Genomic DNA, 18,380 nt, shown 5'->3' with positions numbered 1-18,380 from the left:
GGCGCGACACTGTCCCTGGGACCGGGTCGCGCCTCCAGGCCTACATTCCAGGGCATGCCTGAGATCCGCGCACTCCGTCGCCTCACCGACTCCCTCGAGCACGCGGGCGTGCTCGACAAGGCAGTCGACGCCGAACGCTCCCTCGTCCGGGCTCTCGCGCGGCCGAAGGCGCTGCGGCAGCTGCTGCACGGTGTGCCGTTCGGGCACCCGCTGCACCCGCTCATGGTGCAGGTCCCGCTCGGTGCCTGGATCTCGGCGGCGGTGCTCGACCTCGTCGGTGGGAAGGGCAACGCGAAGGCGGCCAAGACGCTCGTCGGCGTCGGGCTCGTCTCGGCGGGCAGCGCCTCGGTCGCCGGGTACGTCGACTGGTCCGAGCTCGACCGGGAACAGCTCCGGACGGGATGGGTGCACCAGGCCGTGAACTGGACGGGCGTCACGCTGTACGGGCTGTCGTGGATGCAGCGGAAGCGCGGGAACCACGGGTCGGGCAAGCTGCTCGCGTTCGCGGGCCTCACGGTCGTCAGCGTCGGCGGGTACCTCGGCGGGCACCTCGCGTACCGGCAGCGCGCGGGCGTCAGCCGCGACGGCGAGGTGCCGTTCGACGCCTGAGCGACCCTGCGGAACCAGCGGCGCGGCGCCGGCCCACGTGGTCGGCGCCGCGCCGTTTCGTCATGCGCCGAATGGAGTGCTGATCATGCCTGGTCATGACCAGTTCGTCAAGCGTGCGTGTGAATCCGTTCGACATCCGTGATGCCCCGGAAACATGCGGATCACAGTCATCCACAAGGGTCTGATTGATGGTTGACAACGGGACTCCGAAGGTCTTCACTTGCCAATACGCAACGTCCTTTCATAAAGGTCGGACCAAGGGAGTCAACGTGACACGCACGCGTTTCGCCGCACTCGGTGCGCTCGCCCTCGCAGGCGCGCTCGCCCTCACCGGGTGCTCCGCCGGAAGCAACGGAGCTTCCGACGGCGGCACGAAGTCCATCGGCACACCCGATGGCAAGGGCAAGACCATCACCGTCTGGATCATGAACGGCGACCTCAGCCCGAAGATCCTCGACGTCGCCGAGAAGCAGTTCACCAAGGCCACCGGCGCCAAGGTGAAGCTCCAGCTCCAGCAGTGGGACGGCATCACGACCAAGCTCACGACGGCGCTCGCCCAGAAGGACGCCCCCGACGTGGTCGACCTCGGCAACACGCAGGTACCCGTGTACGCGGCGACCGGCGGGCTCATGGACCTCTCGCCGTACAAGAAGGAACTGGCCGACGGGCAGACCTGGCTCTCCGGGCTCGAAGGACCGGCCACGGTCGACGGCAAGCTCTACGGCGCGCCGCTGTTCGCGGGCAACCGGGCGGTCATCTACAACAAGAAGACCTGGGCCGATGCCGGGGTCACCGACGTCCCGAAGTCCTACGACGAGCTCACCGCCGACCTCGACAAGGTCAAGGCGAAGAACCCGCAGGCGGACTTCTCCGCGTTCTACATGCCCGGGCAGTACTGGTACGGCGGTCTGCAGTGGGTGTGGGACGCTGGCGGGCAGATCGCGACCGAGAAGGGCGGCAAGTGGACCGGCGCCATCGACTCCGCCGACGCCGTCAAGGGCCTCACCGCGTGGAAGGACTTCCAGAACACCTACTCGGCGAAGTCGACGCAGGACATCAACACCGACAAGCCGGCCGAGTCCGACGTCTTCGCGCAGGGCAACACGTCTGCGATCCTCGGGTCGGCGTGGGAGATCGGCTCGATCACCACGGCGAAGCCCGAGCTCAAGGACCAGATCGGCACGTTCCCGATGCCCTCCTCGACCGAGGGCAAGACGCAGCCCGTGTTCCTGGGCGGCTCCGACCTCGGCATCCCGTCGAAGTCGCAGAACCAGGACCTCGCGCTCTACTACACGAAGATCCTGACCTCGAAGAAGTTCCAACAGGACCAGGTCTTCGGCGTCGACGGCTGGGAGCCGAACTCGACGCAGCTGCTCGACGCGGTGGCCGGTGACGTGGACGAACTCCACAAGCCGTACTTCGCGGCGGCGTCCACCAGCCGACCGACCCCGGCCACGCCGGGCTGGGCGACGATCGAGGGCGACTCGACCTTCCAGACGATGTTCGCCGACATCGCCACCGGTCGGAAGACGCCGCAGCAGGCCGCCGAGGGCTTCTCGAAGCACCTCACGTCCGCGCTCAACGCGCAGCAGTAGTCGATGACCTCCACTGCGGAGCGGGTGTCCGGTTCGGCTGCGGCCGAGCCGGACACCCGGCGGCGGACCGGCACGGCGCTGCGCCTCCGCCCCGCGGGCTCGGGTCCGCGCGGCGGCGGGCGCGGTGCCGGTCGCCGGTCGCTCACGTCCTCGCGGGCGCCGCTGGTGCTGCTGGCGCCCGCCGCGATCCTCCTGCTCGCACTCGTCGTCTACCCGCTGGTCCGCCTCCTGGTGATCTCCTTCCAGGACTACGGCCTGCGGGCGATCTTCACCGGGCAGGCCGGGTTCGCCGGGTTCACGAACTACACGAACGTCCTGGCCGACCCGAGCTTCTGGCCCGTCATCCTCCGGACGATCCTCGTCACCGGCGCCATGGTCGTCGGCACCATCGGCATCGGGATGGCGGTGTCGCAGCTGCTCACCCGGCTCGGCGTCGTGATGCGCACGGTCGTCAGCGTCGTGCTCGTGCTGGCGTGGGCGATGCCGAACGTGGCGTCGAGCCTGGTGTGGCAGTGGCTCTTCCAGCCCTTCTACGGCGTGCTCAACTGGCTCATCACCCAGCTCGGGGTCTTCGGCGACCACACGCAGGACAACTGGGCGTCGAGCCCCGGGCAGGCACTGACCATCGTGCTGTCCCTCGTGATCTGGCAGGCGGTGCCGTTCGTCGCCCTGACGCTGTACGCCGCCCAGTCGCAGATCGCGCCGGAGTACTACGAAGCCGGTTCGCTCGACGGCGCCTCGTCGTGGGCGATGTACCGCGCGATCACGCTCCCGGCCCTCGTGCCGACGCTGCTCCTCGTGACGATCCTCTCGGTCATCTGGGACTTCAACGTGTTCAACCAGATCTGGCTGCTCACCAAGGGCGGTCCGGAGGACACCACGCTCACCCTCGGCATCTGGACCTTCGTGAAGTCCTTCGTGTCGAACGCGTACGGGCAGGGCGCAGCGATCGCCGTCATCTCGACGCTCATCCTCGGCGTGCTCACGAGCTACTACATCCGCCGGCTCGTCCGCAGCGGTGAGGAGGACCTGTGACGACCACCACGACCCCCGGTGTGACCGGGGCGACCGCGTCGGAGACGCAACCCGACGTCGCGGGGGCGAGCCGCGCCTCCAGGCCGACCGCGCCGGTTCGTGCGCGCAAGCGGAAGCCGCGCGTCCTGGCGAACACCATCGCCGTCGTGTTCTGCCTGATCTGGGTGTTCCCGATCTACTGGATGGTGAACACGGCGTTCAAGCCCTCGGACGAGGTCACCACGCTCACGCCGATCTGGCTGCCGCTGCGTCCCACGCTCGAGAACTTCACCCGCGCGCTCACGCAGGACGGCTTCCTCGTGTACCTGCGGAACTCCGCGATCGTCGTGGTCGCGGCCGTGCTGCTGTCGATCGTCGTCGGGTTCCTGGCGTCGGCGGCACTCTCGCGCTTCCGGTTCCGCGGGCGGCGGGCGATCCTCGTGGCCATCCTCTTCGTGCAGATGATCCCGTCGGGTGCCCTGCTCATCCCGCTGTTCCTGTCGTTCCAGTCCCTGGGGCTCCTCAACAGCTACATCGGGTTGATCCTGGCGTACGTCGCGAGCGTGCTGCCGTTCTCGATCTGGGTCATGCGCGGGTTCTTCGTCGCCGTTCCGGTCGAGATCGAGGAAGCGGCGAAGGTCGACGGCGCCGGGACGCTCCGGATCCTCTGGAGCGTCCTGTTCCCCCTGGTGATGCCCGGCGTCATCGCGACGAGCGTCTTCGCCTTCATCGCGGCGTGGAACGACTACCTCACCGCGTACGTGATGCTCAAGGACCAGGGGATGTACACGCTGCCGGTGTGGCTCGCCGGGTTCTCGACGAACAAGGGCACGGACTTCGGCGGCCTGATGGCCGCGAGCGTGCTGTTCTCGATACCGGTCGTGGTGTTCTTCCTCATCGTGCAGCGGCGTCTGGTCAGCGGTATGACCGCGGGGGCCGTCAAGGGCTGACGTCATCGACGTCGGACGCCCTGTCTCGCTCCGGCGGGACGGGGCGTCTTCGTCTGTGTTGCTTCCGAAACGGAACAGTTGCGTTCATGTGGCATCTGGTCGTACTCTTCTCGAAACCCACGGGAACGAAGGAGTTCGGGCATGTACGCAACCGAGCGGCACGACGCCATCGCCGCTGCGTTGCACTCGGCAGGGCGGGTCTCCGTCGCCGACCTCGCCGAGCACTTCGACGTGACGACCGAGACCGTGCGCCGCGACCTCGACGCCCTCGAGTCCGCCGGCCTCCTGCGCCGGGTGCACGGGGGAGCGGTGCCCGTCGGCCGTTCGAGCCTGGTCGAGCTCACCGTCGCCGAGCGCGAGGGGCAGCACAACTCCGCGAAGTCCGCCATCGCGCGGGCTGCGATGCGGCTCGTCCCCCCGACCTTCACCGGCTCGATCGCCCTCGACGCCGGCACCACCTGCGCCGCCGTCGCGACGGAGCTGGCCCGTTGGGAGCCGGCCACCGCGGGGGCGACCATCACCGTCATCACGAACTCGGTGCCGATCGCCGCGACCCTGCAGCACAGCGAGCACGTCGAGCTGCACCTGCTCGGCGGTCGCGTCCGCGGGGTCACGAGCGCGGCGGTCGGGACCGCCACGGTCGAGCAGATCGGCGCGCTCCGGCCCGACATCGCCTTCGTCGGCACGAACGGCCTGTCCGCGGGCTTCGGCCTGAGCACGCCGGACGAGTACGAGGCGGCGGTCAAGGGCGCGTACGTGCTCGCCGCCCGCCGCAGCGTGGTCCTCGCCGATGCCGCCAAGCACGGGGTCGAAGCGCTCATGCGGTTCGCCCGGCTCGACGAGATCGACACGCTCGTCACCGACCAGGAGCCGCCGGCCGACCTCGCCGGAGCGCTCGCCGAAGCCGACGTCGAGGTGGTCGTCGCATGAACGCCTCGAGCACACGGATCGTCACGGTGACGCCGAACCCGTCGCTCGACCGCACGATCGAGCTCGCCGGGGAGCTCCAGCGCGGCGCCGTCCAGCGTGCGACGCGGAGCACTGCCGAGCCCGGCGGGAAGGGCGTCAACGTCTCCCGGGTCGTCGTCGCGAGCGGCGGCGACACCGTGGCGGTGCTGCCCGGAGACGAGCTCGACCCCGTCCTGCTCGGCCTCGCGACCCGGGGCATCCCCACGGCGGCGCTCCCGATCGGTGCCCCGCTCCGCTCGAACGTCACCGTGACCGAACCGACCGGGACGACCACGAAGCTCAACGAGCCCGGCCCGTCGCTCGCCGGGCGGCTCGACGACCTCGCCTCCCTCGTCGCCGACACCGCAGGAGCCACCGCCACCGGACCCGCTGCCAGCTGGGTCGTCCTCGCGGGCTCCCTGCCGCCGGGGCTGCCCGACGACGCGCTCGCCGTCCTCGTGCGGACCGTCCGGAAGCGCCACGGCGACGAGGTGCGGATCGCCGTCGACTCGTCGGGCGTGCCGTTCACCGCGCTGCTGCAGTCCGGCGAACGCATCGACCTGGTGAAGCCGAACGCCGAGGAACTCGCCGAGGTCGTCGGCGGCGACCCGGACGAGTTCGAACGGGACGTCGAGGCCGCCGCGGCCGCCGCCCAGCGACTCCGCGACAGGAACGTCGGCACGGTGCTCCTCACACTCGGCAGCGCCGGGGCCGTCCTCGTGACGGAGGACGGCAGCTACGCGGCCGCCGCACCCCGGATCGTCGCCCGCTCCACGGTGGGCGCGGGGGACTCCGCGCTCGCCGGCTACCTGCTCGCGGAGGTCGGCGGGCAACCGCCCGAGCAGCGCCTCGCCCAGGCCGTCGCCACCGGAGCCGCAGCCGCTGCGCTCCCCGGGAGCGACGTCCCCGCCCTCGACCACACCGACCCCGACGGCATCACGGTCCGGACGCTCACCCAGCCGGCCGCGCCCAAACTCGCCTGACTCCACACCCCCGAACACTGCACGTCCTGCGCCCGCGGCGCCATTGCAAAGGAGCAACCCATGTCCGTCAACACGAGTCCACGCCTCATCAGCGTCCAGCTCGTCGGTCTCGACGAGGACCTCGGCGCCACCTCGAGCGACGTCATCCGCGCCCTCGCCGACCGCGTCGCCGCGACCGGTCGTGCGGCGGACGGCGACGTCCTCGCCGAGGACGCGATCAAGCGCGAGGCGAGCGTCGGCACCGGGGTCCCCGGCGGCATCGCCATCCCGCACGCCCGCTCGGCGTCGGTCTCGGAACCGACACTGGCGATGAGCCGGCTCGCCCGGAAGGTGTCGTTCGGCGCCCCGGACGGCGACGCCGACATCGTCTTCATGATCGCCGTGCCCGAGGGAGCGGACAAGGACCACCTGACGGTCCTCTCGACCCTCGCCCGTGCGCTCATCCGCGAGGACTTCACCACGGCGCTCCGCGCCGCCGCCAGCCCGCAGGAGATCGTCGACCTGGTCGACCGCGAGGTGAGCAGCGAGGTCTCCGAAGCGGGCGTCGGGAAGGTGAGCCGCGCCTCCAGTCCGACCGCGGCGACCGGCCAGGAGGCGCGACCCGCCGACGGCACGCACGCTGCGGACGACGACGCGGCCGGCTCCACGGCCAGCACCCGCAAGGTCATCGTCGGCGTCACCGCCTGCCCGACCGGCATCGCCCACACGTACATGGCGGCCGACGCCCTCGTCGCCGCGGCCCGACGCGCGGGCGCCGAGATGCACGTCGAGACCCAGGGATCCTCGCAGGTCGAGCCCCTCGACCCCGCGCTCATCGCCCGCGCGGACGCCGTCGTGTTCGCGGTCGACGTCGACGTGCGCGATCGTGGTCGGTTCGCCGGCAAGCCGCTCGTCAGCGGCCCGGTGAAGCGCGGCGTGGACGAGCCCGACGCGATGATCGCCGAGGCGCTCCGTGCCTCCGACGACCCGAACGCCGCACGGGTGCAGGGCGGCACGGTGACCGAGGGGGCCGGCGCCGCCAAGGACGAGCACTTCGGGCAGGCGCTCAAGCGCTGGCTGCTCACGGGCGTCTCCTACATGATCCCGTTCGTCGCGGGCGGCGGTCTGCTCATGGCACTCGGCTTCCTGCTCGCCGGGTACGGCATCGCCCTGACGCACGGGGACGACGGGGTGAGCAACGCGGTGTACACGCTGCAGCACTCGACCCTGCTGAACCTCCCGCCGGAGGGGCTCGGCTACTACCTCGGTGCCGCCGCGTTCGAGATCGGGTCGGTGTCGCTCGGGTTCCTCGTGGCAGCACTCGCCGGGTACATCGCGTACGCCATCGCCGACCGCCCGGGCATCGCGCCGGGCTTCGTCGCCGGGTCGATCGCCGTGTTCATGAACGCCGGGTTCCTCGGCGGCCTCGTCGGCGGTCTCATCGCCGGTGGCGCCGCGTACTGGATCGGCCGCATCCCGACGTGGCGCTGGCTCCGCGGCCTCATGCCGGTCGTCATCATCCCGCTGTTCGCCTCGATCATCGCCTCGGGCCTGATGCTGCTCGTGCTCGGCGGACCGATCGCCTGGGTCATGACGGAGCTGACCGCGTGGCTCAACTCGCTGTCCGGCGCCTCGGTGGTCCTGCTCGGCATCATCCTCGGCCTGATGATGGCGTTCGACCTCGGCGGCCCGGTGAACAAGGTGGCGTACGCGTTCGCCGTGGCCGGGCTCGGCGCCGGGTCCGCGACGAACGTCGTGCCGTTCGAGATCATGGCCGCGGTGATGGCCGCCGGGATGGTTCCGCCGCTCGCCCTCGCGCTTGCCTCGACCCTCCTCTACCGCAACGGCTTCACCAAGCCGGAGCGGGAGAACGGCAAGGCCGCGTGGCTGCTCGGCGCCTCGTTCATCTCGGAGGGTGCGATCCCGTTCGCCGCGGCCGACCCGCTGCGCGTCATCCCGGCGTCGATGGTGGGCGCGGCGGTCACCGGGGCGATCTCGATGGCGGCCGGTGTGACGTCACGGGCGCCGCACGGAGGCATCTTCGTGTTCTTCGCGATCGGGGACGTCTGGATGTTCATCGTCGCGGTCCTGGTGGGCACGATCGTCTCGGCGCTCGTCCTCGTCGGGCTGAAGAAGTGGGTGCGCCGCGCGCCGGTGTCGCAGGACGCCCTCGTGGCGGAGCCCGCCGAAGCGCGGGTGGTGGCGGCCGCCTGATCACCACCTGACCGGCCGGTGCGCCCGTTCAGCGGCAACGCGAAGCGTTGGGCGGGACGCGCCGGCCGAACCGGCGAGGGAGGACGATGCCGACCGGCACCGCGGCTCCGGTCCGCCACTGACTCGCTACGCGGCCATCGCGAGGTCGATCGGTGCGGTCACCGGGGCCGGAGCCGCATCGAGAGCGGCAGGTGCCAGCGGCGGAACCGAGGCGTGCGTGATCTTCGGGTGCACCGGCCGACGCTCGGTCTCGCCGGCGCCGATCAGCTCCTCGTGGAGCTTCTCGCCGGGGCGGAGTCCTGTGAACACGATGTCGGACGAACCGCCGAGCGCCGCGATCATGCGCCGCGCCACGTCGAGGATCCGTACGGGTTCGCCCATGTCGAGCACCAGGACCTCGCCGGGCTCGGCGATCGCCGCAGCCTGGATGACGAGGTTGCACGCTTCCGGGATCGTCATGAAGTAGCGAGTCGCATCCGGGTGGGTGACGGTCACCGGGCGGCCGGCCCGGATGAGGTCGGCGAAGAGCGGGATCATCGAGCCACGACTGCCCAGCACGTTCCCGAACCGGACGGAGACGTAGTCGAGCCCGGTCTCGGCGGCGGTCCAAGCGGTCAGCCGCTCGGCGATGCGCTTCGTCTGCCCGAGCACGCTCGTCGGGTTCGCCGCCTTGTCGGTCGAGATGTTGACGAGCGTCGGAACCCGTGCTGCCACCGCTGCGTGCAGTACGTTGCGCGTGCCGAGCACGTTGGTCTTCCATGCCTCGTCCGGGTACTGCTCGAGCATCGGAAGGTGCTTCAGCGCGGCCGCGTGGAACACGACGTCGGGGCGGCGCGACAGCAGGATCCCCCTGATGGCATCCGCGTCACGGATGTCGGCGAGGACGACGTCACGGGTGTCGAGGAGCCCGTGGCCGGACACCGACACCTGCACGTGCTGCAGGGCGGTCTCGTCCCGGTCGAGCATGATGATCTCGGCCGGCTCGAAGCGGGCGAGCTGTCGGCAGAGTTCACTGCCGATCGACCCGCCCGCCCCGGTGACGAGGATGCGTCGACCGCGTACGAGGCCGTCGACGCCGTCCAGGTCGGCGGCAGTGGGCCGAGTGCCGACCAGGCCGTGCAGATCGAGCGAGTCGAGATCGGGAAGGGGAAGCTGGACGGACATGACGCTCCTCGGGGTGGACGCAGGTACCCGATCAGGCTAGCGTCTGATATCTGAAATTACAATAGCGTCCTGAATTCAAACACCACTAGTCGGCGATGTTCGCCGTGACCGCGTCGATGTACGCCGCGCGCTCCTCGCGCGTGTGCGGCCGACCGGGCACGCCCGGCCGCTGCTCCCACGGGAACGGCCCGGCCTCGTGCCGGTACTCGATCCCCATCGCCTCGAGCCGCGCCACGTGCTCGACCAGCCGCCCGCGGAACTCGGCGACGTCGCGGGGGCCGGTCACGTCGGCCGACCAGAGCGCCTCGGCGAGGGCCGCGACCCGGGGGAAGAGCTGGTAGTCGAGCTTGCGCGCGGAGTCGACGTGCTCGGTCCACATGTTGCCCTGGCCGCCGATGACGTGCGCGCGCTCCTCCTCGGTGAGGTCGTCCGGCACCGGGTCGAACGCGAACACGTCGTCCACGGTGAGCACGATCGACACCGGGATCGGCTCGGTCTCGAGGTCGCTCTGCCGGTAGTCGAGGTACACCTGGTCGTCCGGGGCGGAGATCACGTCGTGCCCCCGCCGCGCCGCGGTCCGGGCACCGGTGAGGCCGCGCCAGGACAGCACGGTCGCGGACTTCGAGAGCGTGCCGCCCTCGAGGATCTCGTCCCAGCCGAACGCCCGCCGCCCGTGCGACTCGACGTGCGCCGCGAGCCGACCGATGATCCACGCCTGCAGCTGCTCTTCGTCCTCGAGGCCGAGCTCGCGGATGCGCTCCTGCGTGCGGGGGTCCTGCTCCCACTGCACCTTGGGGCACTCGTCGCCGCCGACGCCGATGTACTCGGAGGGGAACAGTGCGATGACCTCGTCGAGGACGTCCTGGAAGAACGTGATCGTGGACTCCTCGGCGTTGAGCACGTCGTCGGCGATGCCCCACTCGGTCCACACGTCGATCGGGTCGCCGGACACCCCGAGCGACGGGTACGCGGCGAGTGCGGCGCGGACGTGCCCGGGTGTCTCGATCTCCGGGACCACGGTGACGAACCGGTCGGCCGCGTAGGCGACGATCTCGCGGATGTCGTCCTGCGTGTAGTAGCCGCCGTGCGGGCGCCCGTCCTTCCCGGCGACGATCAGCTCGCCGTCCGGGCCGAGCACGTGCGCACCGACCTGCGACTCCTTCCGCCACGACCCGATCTCGGTCAGGCGGGGGTACTTCCGGATCTCGATGCGCCACCCCTGGTCCTCGGTGAGGTGGAAGTGCAGCCGGTTGAGGCGGTGGGCGGCGAGCTGGTCGATGACCCGCATGACCTCGTGCTTCGTGCGGAAGTGCCGCGCGACGTCGAGCATCACGCCGCGCCAGGCGAACGCCGGAGCGTCCTCGACGGTGGTCGCGGCGATCGTCCACGGCCCGGTACCGACCCGGCCCTTCCGGTAGACGTCGGCCGGCAGGGACTGCAGGAGCGCCTGGACGCCGTAGAAGACGCCCGCCGCCGAGCCACCGGTGACCATGACGCGGTCTGACGTGACGACGAGCCGGAACGACTCGGAACGGTCGCCCCCGGGGCCGCCCGGCAGCGTCTCGTCGTCGGACACCCGCAGCGCGATGACGTCGGGTCCGTCGCTGCCCGTTCCGTCGGCGGTGTCGCGCACCGGCATCCCCGTCGACCCCCGCAGTGTCTGCTGCAGGTACAGTCGGACCGACTCGCTCGCAGGGTCTGCGGCGATGCGGGTCGACGGGGTGATCGCGAAGGCGCCGACACCCGGTTCGGTGCGGCGCGGCCGTGGGATGAGCATGTCGGAGTCCACCATTCCTCAATGATCTTTCGTAATATGGAGGCTATGGCCGTGGACGAGACCGTGTCAACGCTTCCGAACGGCGCTGTCGGCAGCACGCCGGGGATGCTCCGGCTCATCAACTCGCGCGCCATCCTCGACGAGCTCTTCCGCGACGACGGATCGCACACCGTCACGGAACTCAGCCGGATCGTCGGACTCTCCCGCCCCACCGTGGAAGCGGCGCTCGCCGACCTCGTCGAAGAAGGCTGGGTGACCGAAGCCGAGGCGATCGCGACCCCGAACAAGGCCGGCCGTCGGGCGAAGCGCTTCCGGGCCGACGCCGCGGCCGGATCGGTGCTCGGCGTCGACCTCGGACTGCACGGCATCGTGGGGCTCCGGTCGGACCTCCGCGGTCAGCAGCTCGCGCGCGTCGAGGAGGTCTACACCGACCTCGCGTCCGCCGAACAGGCCTGGGCGAGCGTGCAGGACGTCGTCCACCGGCTCGTCGAGGGAACCGAGCCCTCCCGGCTCCTCGCCGCCACGTTCGGGGTGCCGGCCGTCGTCGACCGCTCCGGCGAGATCGACTACACGGTCGCCGTGCCGCAGTGGGTGGAGCGCCGCGTCCCGGGCCGGATCGGCGACCTCTTCCCCGAGGCCACGACCTTCTTCGACAACGACGCCAAGCTCGCCGCCACCGCCGAGGCCATGTGGGGGCGCTTCCGCGGCGTACGGGACGGCCTGTACCTGGTGATGGGTCGCCAGATCGGTGCGGCCTACCTCGTCGACGGGGTGCTCGCGCGCGGTGCACGCGGCGCGGCCGGCGAGATGGGCGGCCTGGCCTCGACCGGATGGCCCGACGCGCCCGCCCGACTGGAGGCGCGGATCCCGTCCGGCTCCGACCTCGAGTCGGTCATGGCGTCGGCCGGACAGGGCGACCCGGCCGCCTCGGCGGCCGTGCGGGCCCTCGCCGAGGACGTCGCGCCCGGCGTCGTGCAGCTCATCGCCACGATCGACCCCGAGGTCGTCGTGGTCGGTGGCGAGGTCCTCCCCGCGGCCGAGGTGTTCTGCGCCGCCCTGGCCGAGGTCGTCACCCCGCGGCTCCGGCACCCGGTGGAGATCGTCCCGTCCACCGTCGGCCGCGACGCCGTCGCCCGCGGAGCCCTCGCCCGGTCGCTCACCCACGTCCGGACGTCGCACATGGGACTCGGCTGACGCTCAGCCCGCGCGCCGGCTCCTGACAGGGCGCTCAGGGAACCTGAACGCATGACGACTGCCGTGGCCGCGCCCGCCCACACCATGACCGTCGCCACCCGCGACACCGCCGCCGAGTCGGAGATGAGCGGACTCTCCGGGCTCGTCCTCCAGCTCATCGACGCCCTGGGGGAGTGGGGCGTCGCCCTCATGCTCTTCGTCGAGACGGTCTTCCCGCCGATCCCGTCCGAGGTGATCCTGCCGCTCGCCGGGTTCCTGGCCGGCGCGGGCCGGATGAACCTCGCGGTCGTCCTGGTCCTCGCGACGCTCGGGTCGTACCTCGGGGCCCTGGTGCTGTACTGGCTCGGGGCGGCCATCGGCTTCGAGCGGACCGTCCGCTGGCTCGGCAAGCTGCCGCTCGTCGACGAGGACGACTTCCGGACGGCGGCGGACTGGTTCCACCGGCACGGCAGGAGCGCGGTGTTCTTCGGCCGGTTCGTGCCGATCGTCCGCAGCCTCATCTCGCTGCCGGCCGGCGCGGACCGCATGTCCCTCGGGACGTTCTCGCTGTTCACGATCATCGCGAGCGGGATCTGGAACAGTGCGCTCGTCCTGCTCGGGGCTGCACTCGGCACGCAGTACGACCGTGTCGAGCAGTACACCGAGTGGATCGACCGGGTGCTCTACGTCGCGATCGCAGCCGTCGTGGTGACCTTCGTGGTCCGGCGGGTCCGTCGGATCCGTCGCTTGCGGACCGAGCGTGCGGGGCGCGGTGCTGGTGCTGCTCCGCGGCACCCGGATACATCCGCATGAACACGGGGGAGTAGCCCCATCACGATGTCATAACGCCCGCGCGATCTCCGGCGCGGACGCGTACCGTACTGGGTGAGTCACCTTGTTGGCAACTGCCACGGACCACCGGGCTCCGAACGGAACGACATCAACCATGACCCTGCTGGACGGTACGCGGGCGGACACGGTCCTCGCGGGCCGCTACCGCCTCGTCAAGCTGATCGGCACGGGCGGCATGGGGTCCGTCTACGAAGCGCGCGACGAGCACACCTACCGCGCCGTCGCGGTGAAGCTCTTCGCGACGCCCGAGTCGATGACCACGGCCGACCGGGTCCGCCAGGAACGTGAGATCCGCCTGCTCAGCATGATGTCGCACCCCGGACTCATCCCGCTGTACGACGCGGGCACGCACGACTTCGAGGACGGGCCGCACCGCTTCATCGTGATGGAGCTCATCGCCGACACCACGCTCCTGCGCCGACTCGCCGAGGGGGCGCTGCACAACTACGAGGTGGCCGACCTCGGGGCGCAGCTCGCCGATGCCCTGGCCTACGTGCACTCGCGCGGCATCGTGCACCGGGACGTCAAGCCGGCGAACATCCTGATGAGCGACGAGGGCTCCTCGGGGTTCGCCCGCACCGTGAAGCTCACCGACTTCGGTGTCGCCCACTTCGTCGACGGCTCACGCCTCACGAACGACGGCACGATCATCGGGACCGCCGCGTACCTCAGCCCCGAGCAGGTGGCGGGGGAGCCGATCGGCTTCGCCACCGATGTCTACTCGCTCGGACTCGTGCTGCTCGAGGCGCTGACCGGCAAGCAGGAGTACTCGGGGACGCTGATCGAGGCGGCCCTCGCCCGGCTGCGGAACGACCCGGAGATCCCCGAGGACATCGCGCCCGAGTGGCGGGACCTCCTCGCGAAGATGACGGCGCGCGACCCCGACCGCCGTCCGACCGCGGTGGCCATCGCGAACGCCCTGCGCGGGGGATCGACCCAGATCACCGGCCCGGTGCCGCTCGGCCCGCAGCGCGTGAAGCACAAGCGCGACCACCGGCTGCACCGAGCGGCGCACCGGCACGCGAAACGCGGCACGTTCGTCGTCGTGCGGCGCTGGCGGCGGCGGAACGTGTTCGTCGGGTCGTTCGCGGTCTTCGGTGTCCTGGTCGCCTGTGCGGCCTCCTACGTCGCCGGGGCCCTCCACTGAGCGGATCCGCGGCATCGGCACCGACCTGTCGCTCCGCGCGCGCGGTGTCCCTGGCAGGATGGACGGCATGACCGACCAGCGCTGGATCAAGATCTGCGGCCTGTCGACGCCCGAGACCGTGGACGCCGCCATTGACGCGGGCGCCGACGCGGTCGGGTTCGTCTTCGCCGCCGGCAGCTCCCGGACCGTGACCGCGGATCTCGCGAAGCAGCTGGTGGAACGGGTGCCGGACGGCATCGACGCCGTCGGGGTGTTCCGCGACCAGGAGATCGACGAGATCGTCGGCATCGCGTCCGAGGTCGGACTGACCACCCTGCAGCTGCACGGCGGCGAGTCCCCGACGGACTTCGCCCGTGCCCGTGACGCCGGGTTCTTCACCATCCGGGCCGTCGCCGCCGAGGACTACCTGCGGGAGACGCCGGAGCAGCGCGCGTCGTTCGACCACGACCTGCTGCTGCTCGACGCCGCGGTGCCGGGCAGCGGGCGGCTCATCGACCCGGCCACGATCGACGGCAAGGTCGACGAGGCCTGGATCCTCGCCGGTGGACTCACACCCGCGAACGTGGTCACCGCGATCGAGTCGCTCGACCCGGACGGCGTGGACGTGTCGAGCGGCGTCGAGTCGGAACGCGGCATCAAGGACGCCGCGAAGATCCGAGCGTTCGTCGAGGCGGTCCGCAGCATCCCCTGAGAGCCGAGCCGCGCCTCCCGTCCGTCAGCGCGTCAGCGCAGGGTCGGGATGAGTTCCGTGAGGAACGCGTCGGTGTCCTCCCATCCCTCCACCGCGTGGCAGGGGACCCCGAGCGCCTTCACCGGGTAGTCATTGCCCTCGGGGTCCAGGCGGTCTCCGACGAAGAGCATGTCGTCGAGCACGATGTCCGTGATCTCGGCGAGACGCCTCATGCCGTAGGCCTTGTCGATCCCCTTGCGGGTGATGTCGACGCTCGTGGAGCCGCCGGAACGGACCTCGAGATCGGGGAGTTCGGCCTGGACGCGACGACGCAGGTCGTCCTTCTTCGCGCCCGTCGGGTCCCATCGCCTCTTGATGTCCACCGGAGCGCGCTGCCCCAGCGCGGAGAACGTGATCTGGGAGCCGCGGTCCTCGAGGACGTCGCCCCAGGTCTCGGACTCCCAGTACCCGGCGGCCTTCGCCTGGGCCTCGACCACGGCGAGCGCCCGCGCCTTCTGCTCGTCGGTGAGGTCCTCGGCGTACTGCAGCGCCCAGTCGTCGCCCGACCAGCGGTAGTAGCGCGTGCCGCACGTCGGCAGCAGGTGCAGATCCTCGAGCGTCAGGCCGTCGCGGTGGCGCAGCGGCGTGACGAGCTGCTGCTCGAACTGCTGGAAGTTGCCGCCGGAGATCACCGCGACCGGCACGACCTCGAGCAGGGACGCGAAGGTCTCGAGCATGCGGGGGTCGAGCGCGGACTTCGAGGGGGCGAGCGTGTCGTCCAGGTCGAACGCGACGAGTCGGGGCGTGGTCATGCCCTGATCCTGCCAGAGCCCGGTCGCGGACATGCCGGGCGTCAGGCGCGGTGCGTGGCCGGGACACGGTCACGGGCGTACGTGATGTCCGTGTACCCGTGCGGCGCCGGGTTGCCGTCGTCGTCGAGGTTGACGAACACGACCTCGTCGATGGTCAGGATGCTGCGGTGGGTGAAGAGGTTGCGGGCCTCGGCGCGCATGGTCAGCGACGTCCGTCCGAACCGCGTCGCGACGAGGCCGATCTCGACGATGTCGCCCTCCTTCGCCGAGGAGACGAACTCGATCTCGGACATGTACTTCGTGACGACCCTGCCGTTGCCGAGCTGGATGATCGCGTACACCGCCGCTTCCTCGTCGATCCAGCGGAGGAGACTGCCGCCGAAGAGGGTGCCGTTCGCGTTGAGGTCCTCGGGGCGGACCCACTTGCGGGTGTAGAAGTTCATCTCGGGCTGAGCGGGCTGAGCGGGCTGCTGATCGGGCTGCATGTCACTACATACTACGCGGCCGGGATCCCGAGGGACCCCGGCCGCGTCCGCGGTGGTGCGGTGCCTACTCCTTGACGAGCACGACCTCGTCGAGCGCGATCCGGGTGCGGGGAGCGACCTCGCGCTCGGCGGCCTTCTCGCCGAGCTGCGACGGGTCCGCGACCGTGCCGATCGCGGTGACCGTGTACGGCAGGAAGCGCTCGGGGAGGTCGAATGCGGCGCGGAGCCCCTCGGCGTCGATGCCCGCCATCTGGTGCACGTGGAGACCCTCCGCGTGTGCCTGCACGGTCAAGGCCGCGAGGGATTGGCCGAGGTCGTACTGGGCGAACGCCCGCTCCTCGCCGTCCTCGGTGACGGTCTCGAGCACACCGACGACGAGGGCGCTGGCCCGGAAGGCCCAGGAGGCGTTGAAGCCGAGGAGGTTCTCGTTGATCTTCCGGAACGTCTCGGTGCCGCGTCGGCCCGCGATGAAGCGACGCGGCTGGAAGTTCATGGCCGACGGGGCCCAGCGCGCGGCCTCCAGGACGGCGTCGAACTGCGCGTCCGAGATCGTCGCGGTCTCGTCGTAGGAACGGGGGCTCCACCGCTCCTCGAGGAGGGGGACGAGGGGCTGGCTGGAGTCGGTCGAGCGCGTGAGGGTGCTGGAGTTCGTCGAGGTCATGGTGTCTCCAACGGTATTCGATGCGTACGCATTTCCGTCCTGAGCGACGTCACATGGAGCAGTGGGCGTTCCCGCATGGTGCAAGGATGGGACGCGATGGGTGGCGTGTTGACGGGCTTCGCGATCATCGGCGCGATCATCGCCGCCGGGTACGTCGTCGGACGCATCGGTCTCCTCGGCCAGCACGCCCAGTTCGTGATGAGCCGGCTCGCGTTCTTCGTGCTCATGCCGTGCCTGCTGTTCCACACGATCGCGACGGCGGACATCCACGTCCTGCTGTCCCCGATGCTGTGGGTGTCGCTCATCAGCGCGGTCGTCGTCGCACTCGGCGCCGGCGTGGTCTTCCGCGTGGTGCTCCGCCGGCCGCTGGCGACCACCACGGTCGGGGCCCTCGCGTCGAGTTACGTCAACGCGAACAACATCGGGCTGCCGGTCGCCGTGTATGTCCTGGGGCAGGCGACCGCCGTCGTGCCGGTGATCCTCCTGCAGCTCATCGTGCTCGCGCCCATCGCGCTGACGATCCTGGACACCGCGACCTCGGCGGGCGGCAGCGTGGGACGTCGGATCTCGGGGCCGTTCCGGAACCCGATCATCATCGCGTCGCTCGTCGGGCTGCTCTTCTCGGCGACGGGCATCGAGCTGCCGACGCCCGTCCTCGAGCCGTTCTCCCTCGTCGGGGCGGCCGCCGTGCCCGTCGTGCTGCTCTCGTTCGGCATGAGCCTGCACGGTGCGACGCCCTTGCGGGACCCGGCGATCCGGACGGAGGTCATCGTCGCGTCGTCGATCAAGCTCGTGGTGATGCCGGCGGTGGCGTTCGTGTTCGCACGGTTCGTGTTCGGACTCGGCGCCCACGACGTCTTCGTGCTGACGACGCTCGGGGCGCTGCCGGCGGCGCAGAACGTGTTCAACTACGCGCAGCGGTACGGCGCCGCGGTCCCCGTCGCCCGCGATGTGGTCCTGATCTCGACGATCGGCTCCGTGCCGGTCCTGGTGGCCGTCGCGGCGCTCCTGCACCCGTAGCCGGCGCGGGGCGGCCCGGCGCCGTGCCTCCCGTCCGCCGTGTGCCGCCGTGTGCTGTCGTGTGCGCGAGTGGGCCTTTTCCGTCGCACTCGCTGCATGGGGACGGCGGATTCCGCCCGCTCGGCGGGCGGCGCGTGGCGCGTCGTGCCTGCTCGCGGACGGGAGGCGCGGGGCGGCCTGGCACCGCGCCTCCCGTCCGTCGTGTGCTTGTCGTGTGCGCGAGTGGGCCGTTTCCGTCGCACTCGCTGCGTGGGGACGGCGGATTCCGCCCGCTCGGCGGGCGGAGCGTGGCATGTCGTGCCCGCTCGGCGGATTCTTCACGTGGTC

General features: G+C 70.8%; 16 protein-coding genes and 1 pseudogene. 12 read left to right on the top strand and 5 right to left on the bottom strand.

Annotated features, from left to right (window positions below; genetic code table 11):
* Window positions 1-54: 54 nt before the first annotated feature.
* From HP507_RS10710 to HP507_RS10680, 7 genes are all read left to right on the top strand, one after another.
* Complete coding sequence (locus HP507_RS10710) at window positions 55-609, top strand: DUF2231 domain-containing protein (RefSeq protein WP_175351777.1); 555 nt, start codon at window positions 55-57, stop codon at window positions 607-609.
* A 269-nt stretch (window positions 610-878) separates the two neighbouring features.
* Window positions 879-2,204 carry a sugar ABC transporter substrate-binding protein gene (locus HP507_RS10705; protein WP_217508700.1) on the top strand — a complete coding sequence of 442 codons (1,326 nt, stop codon included), beginning with the start codon at window positions 879-881 and terminating at the stop codon, window positions 2,202-2,204.
* A 3-nt stretch (window positions 2,205-2,207) separates the two neighbouring features.
* A complete protein-coding gene (locus HP507_RS10700; protein WP_175351775.1) occupies window positions 2,208-3,239 on the top strand; it encodes a carbohydrate ABC transporter permease in 1,032 nt (343 codons plus the stop codon).
* Window positions 3,236-4,168, top strand: a complete 933-nt coding sequence (locus HP507_RS10695) for a carbohydrate ABC transporter permease (RefSeq protein ID WP_271207300.1) — start codon at window positions 3,236-3,238, stop codon at window positions 4,166-4,168. The genes HP507_RS10700 and HP507_RS10695 overlap by 4 nt, the downstream gene beginning before the upstream one ends.
* Window positions 4,169-4,309: 141 nt before the next feature.
* Window positions 4,310-5,098 carry a DeoR/GlpR family DNA-binding transcription regulator gene (locus HP507_RS10690; protein ID WP_175351774.1) on the top strand — a complete coding sequence of 263 codons (789 nt, stop codon included), beginning with the start codon at window positions 4,310-4,312 and terminating at the stop codon, window positions 5,096-5,098.
* Window positions 5,095-6,099, top strand: a complete 1,005-nt coding sequence (locus HP507_RS10685) for a 1-phosphofructokinase family hexose kinase (RefSeq protein ID WP_175351773.1) — start codon at window positions 5,095-5,097, stop codon at window positions 6,097-6,099. Before HP507_RS10690 ends, HP507_RS10685 begins: the two co-directional genes overlap by 4 nt.
* 60 nt (window positions 6,100-6,159) lie before the next feature.
* Window positions 6,160-8,292, top strand: a complete 2,133-nt coding sequence (locus tag HP507_RS10680; protein WP_175351772.1) for a PTS fructose transporter subunit IIABC — start codon at window positions 6,160-6,162, stop codon at window positions 8,290-8,292.
* Window positions 8,293-8,418: 126 nt separating this feature from the next.
* Here HP507_RS10680 and HP507_RS10675 read toward each other — a convergent pair.
* Both HP507_RS10675 and HP507_RS10670 read right to left on the bottom strand, forming a co-directional pair.
* Window positions 8,419-9,438, bottom strand: a pseudogene (locus tag HP507_RS10675) (UDP-N-acetylglucosamine 4,6-dehydratase family protein); the annotation flags it as partial.
* 103 nt (window positions 9,439-9,541) lie between these two features.
* A complete protein-coding gene (locus HP507_RS10670) occupies window positions 9,542-11,248 on the bottom strand; it encodes a beta-N-acetylhexosaminidase (protein ID WP_175351770.1) in 1,707 nt (568 codons plus the stop codon).
* Between the two features lie 36 nt (window positions 11,249-11,284).
* Here HP507_RS10670 and HP507_RS10665 point away from each other — a divergent pair, with 36 nt between their 5' ends.
* From HP507_RS10665 to HP507_RS10650, 4 genes are all read left to right on the top strand, one after another.
* Window positions 11,285-12,427 carry an ROK family transcriptional regulator gene (locus tag HP507_RS10665; RefSeq protein WP_175351769.1) on the top strand — a complete coding sequence of 381 codons (1,143 nt, stop codon included), beginning with the start codon at window positions 11,285-11,287 and terminating at the stop codon, window positions 12,425-12,427.
* A gap of 51 nt (window positions 12,428-12,478) precedes the next feature.
* Window positions 12,479-13,219: a DedA family protein gene (locus tag HP507_RS10660; RefSeq protein WP_376985044.1), complete on the top strand. Its 741-nt coding sequence runs from the start codon at window positions 12,479-12,481 to the stop codon at window positions 13,217-13,219.
* A gap of 133 nt (window positions 13,220-13,352) precedes the next feature.
* Window positions 13,353-14,405, top strand: a complete 1,053-nt coding sequence (locus HP507_RS10655; protein ID WP_175351768.1) for a serine/threonine-protein kinase — start codon at window positions 13,353-13,355, stop codon at window positions 14,403-14,405.
* A gap of 67 nt (window positions 14,406-14,472) precedes the next feature.
* On the top strand, window positions 14,473-15,096 hold the full coding sequence (locus tag HP507_RS10650; RefSeq protein WP_175351767.1) for a phosphoribosylanthranilate isomerase: 624 nt from the start codon (window positions 14,473-14,475) through the stop codon (window positions 15,094-15,096).
* A 32-nt stretch (window positions 15,097-15,128) separates the two neighbouring features.
* On the opposite strand, the gene HP507_RS10645 is transcribed toward HP507_RS10650, so the two are convergent.
* The 3 genes from HP507_RS10645 to HP507_RS10635 all read right to left on the bottom strand — a co-directional run bounded on the left by HP507_RS10645 (window position 15,129) and on the right by HP507_RS10635 (window position 17,033).
* A complete protein-coding gene (locus HP507_RS10645) occupies window positions 15,129-15,887 on the bottom strand; it encodes an HAD-IIB family hydrolase (protein ID WP_175351766.1) in 759 nt (252 codons plus the stop codon).
* 41 nt (window positions 15,888-15,928) lie between these two features.
* Window positions 15,929-16,372: an acyl-CoA thioesterase gene (locus HP507_RS10640; RefSeq protein ID WP_175351765.1), complete on the bottom strand. Its 444-nt coding sequence runs from the start codon at window positions 16,370-16,372 to the stop codon at window positions 15,929-15,931.
* Window positions 16,373-16,436: 64 nt separating this feature from the next.
* Window positions 16,437-17,033, bottom strand: coding sequence for a nitroreductase family protein (locus HP507_RS10635; protein ID WP_175351764.1), 597 nt, complete (start codon window positions 17,031-17,033; stop codon window positions 16,437-16,439).
* 96 nt (window positions 17,034-17,129) lie between these two features.
* Here HP507_RS10635 and HP507_RS10630 point away from each other — a divergent pair, with 96 nt between their 5' ends.
* On the top strand, window positions 17,130-18,053 hold the full coding sequence (locus HP507_RS10630) for an AEC family transporter (RefSeq protein ID WP_175351763.1): 924 nt from the start codon (window positions 17,130-17,132) through the stop codon (window positions 18,051-18,053).
* The last annotated feature ends 327 nt before the right edge of the window (window positions 18,054-18,380 follow it).

It is taken from the genome of Curtobacterium pusillum (assembly GCF_013359865.1).
Classification (GTDB): domain Bacteria; phylum Actinomycetota; class Actinomycetes; order Actinomycetales; family Microbacteriaceae; genus Curtobacterium; species Curtobacterium pusillum.
Note: the sequence above shows the minus strand (reverse complement) of the source record. Positions and strands in the feature narration are given on the sequence as shown.

Bases quoted from the DNA above. Each gene is read 5' to 3' on its own strand.
- HP507_RS10710 (WP_175351777.1), top strand. From the start codon at position 55: ATGCCTGAGATCCGCGCACTCCGTCGCCTCACCGACTCCCTCGAGCAC.
- HP507_RS10700 (WP_175351775.1), top strand. From the start codon at position 2,208: ATGACCTCCACTGCGGAGCGGGTGTCCGGTTCGGCTGCGGCCGAGCCG.
- HP507_RS10690 (WP_175351774.1), top strand. From the start codon at position 4,310: ATGTACGCAACCGAGCGGCACGACGCCATCGCCGCTGCGTTGCACTCG.
- HP507_RS10685 (WP_175351773.1), top strand. From the start codon at position 5,095: ATGAACGCCTCGAGCACACGGATCGTCACGGTGACGCCGAACCCGTCG.
- HP507_RS10680 (WP_175351772.1), top strand. From the start codon at position 6,160: ATGTCCGTCAACACGAGTCCACGCCTCATCAGCGTCCAGCTCGTCGGT.
- HP507_RS10670 (WP_175351770.1), bottom strand. From the start codon at position 11,248: ATGGTGGACTCCGACATGCTCATCCCACGGCCGCGCCGCACCGAACCG.
- HP507_RS10660 (WP_376985044.1), top strand. From the start codon at position 12,479: ATGACGACTGCCGTGGCCGCGCCCGCCCACACCATGACCGTCGCCACC.
- HP507_RS10655 (WP_175351768.1), top strand. From the start codon at position 13,353: ATGACCCTGCTGGACGGTACGCGGGCGGACACGGTCCTCGCGGGCCGC.
- HP507_RS10650 (WP_175351767.1), top strand. From the start codon at position 14,473: ATGACCGACCAGCGCTGGATCAAGATCTGCGGCCTGTCGACGCCCGAG.
- HP507_RS10645 (WP_175351766.1), bottom strand. From the start codon at position 15,887: ATGACCACGCCCCGACTCGTCGCGTTCGACCTGGACGACACGCTCGCC.
- HP507_RS10640 (WP_175351765.1), bottom strand. From the start codon at position 16,372: ATGCAGCCCGATCAGCAGCCCGCTCAGCCCGCTCAGCCCGAGATGAAC.
- HP507_RS10635 (WP_175351764.1), bottom strand. From the start codon at position 17,033: ATGACCTCGACGAACTCCAGCACCCTCACGCGCTCGACCGACTCCAGC.
- HP507_RS10630 (WP_175351763.1), top strand. From the start codon at position 17,130: ATGGGTGGCGTGTTGACGGGCTTCGCGATCATCGGCGCGATCATCGCC.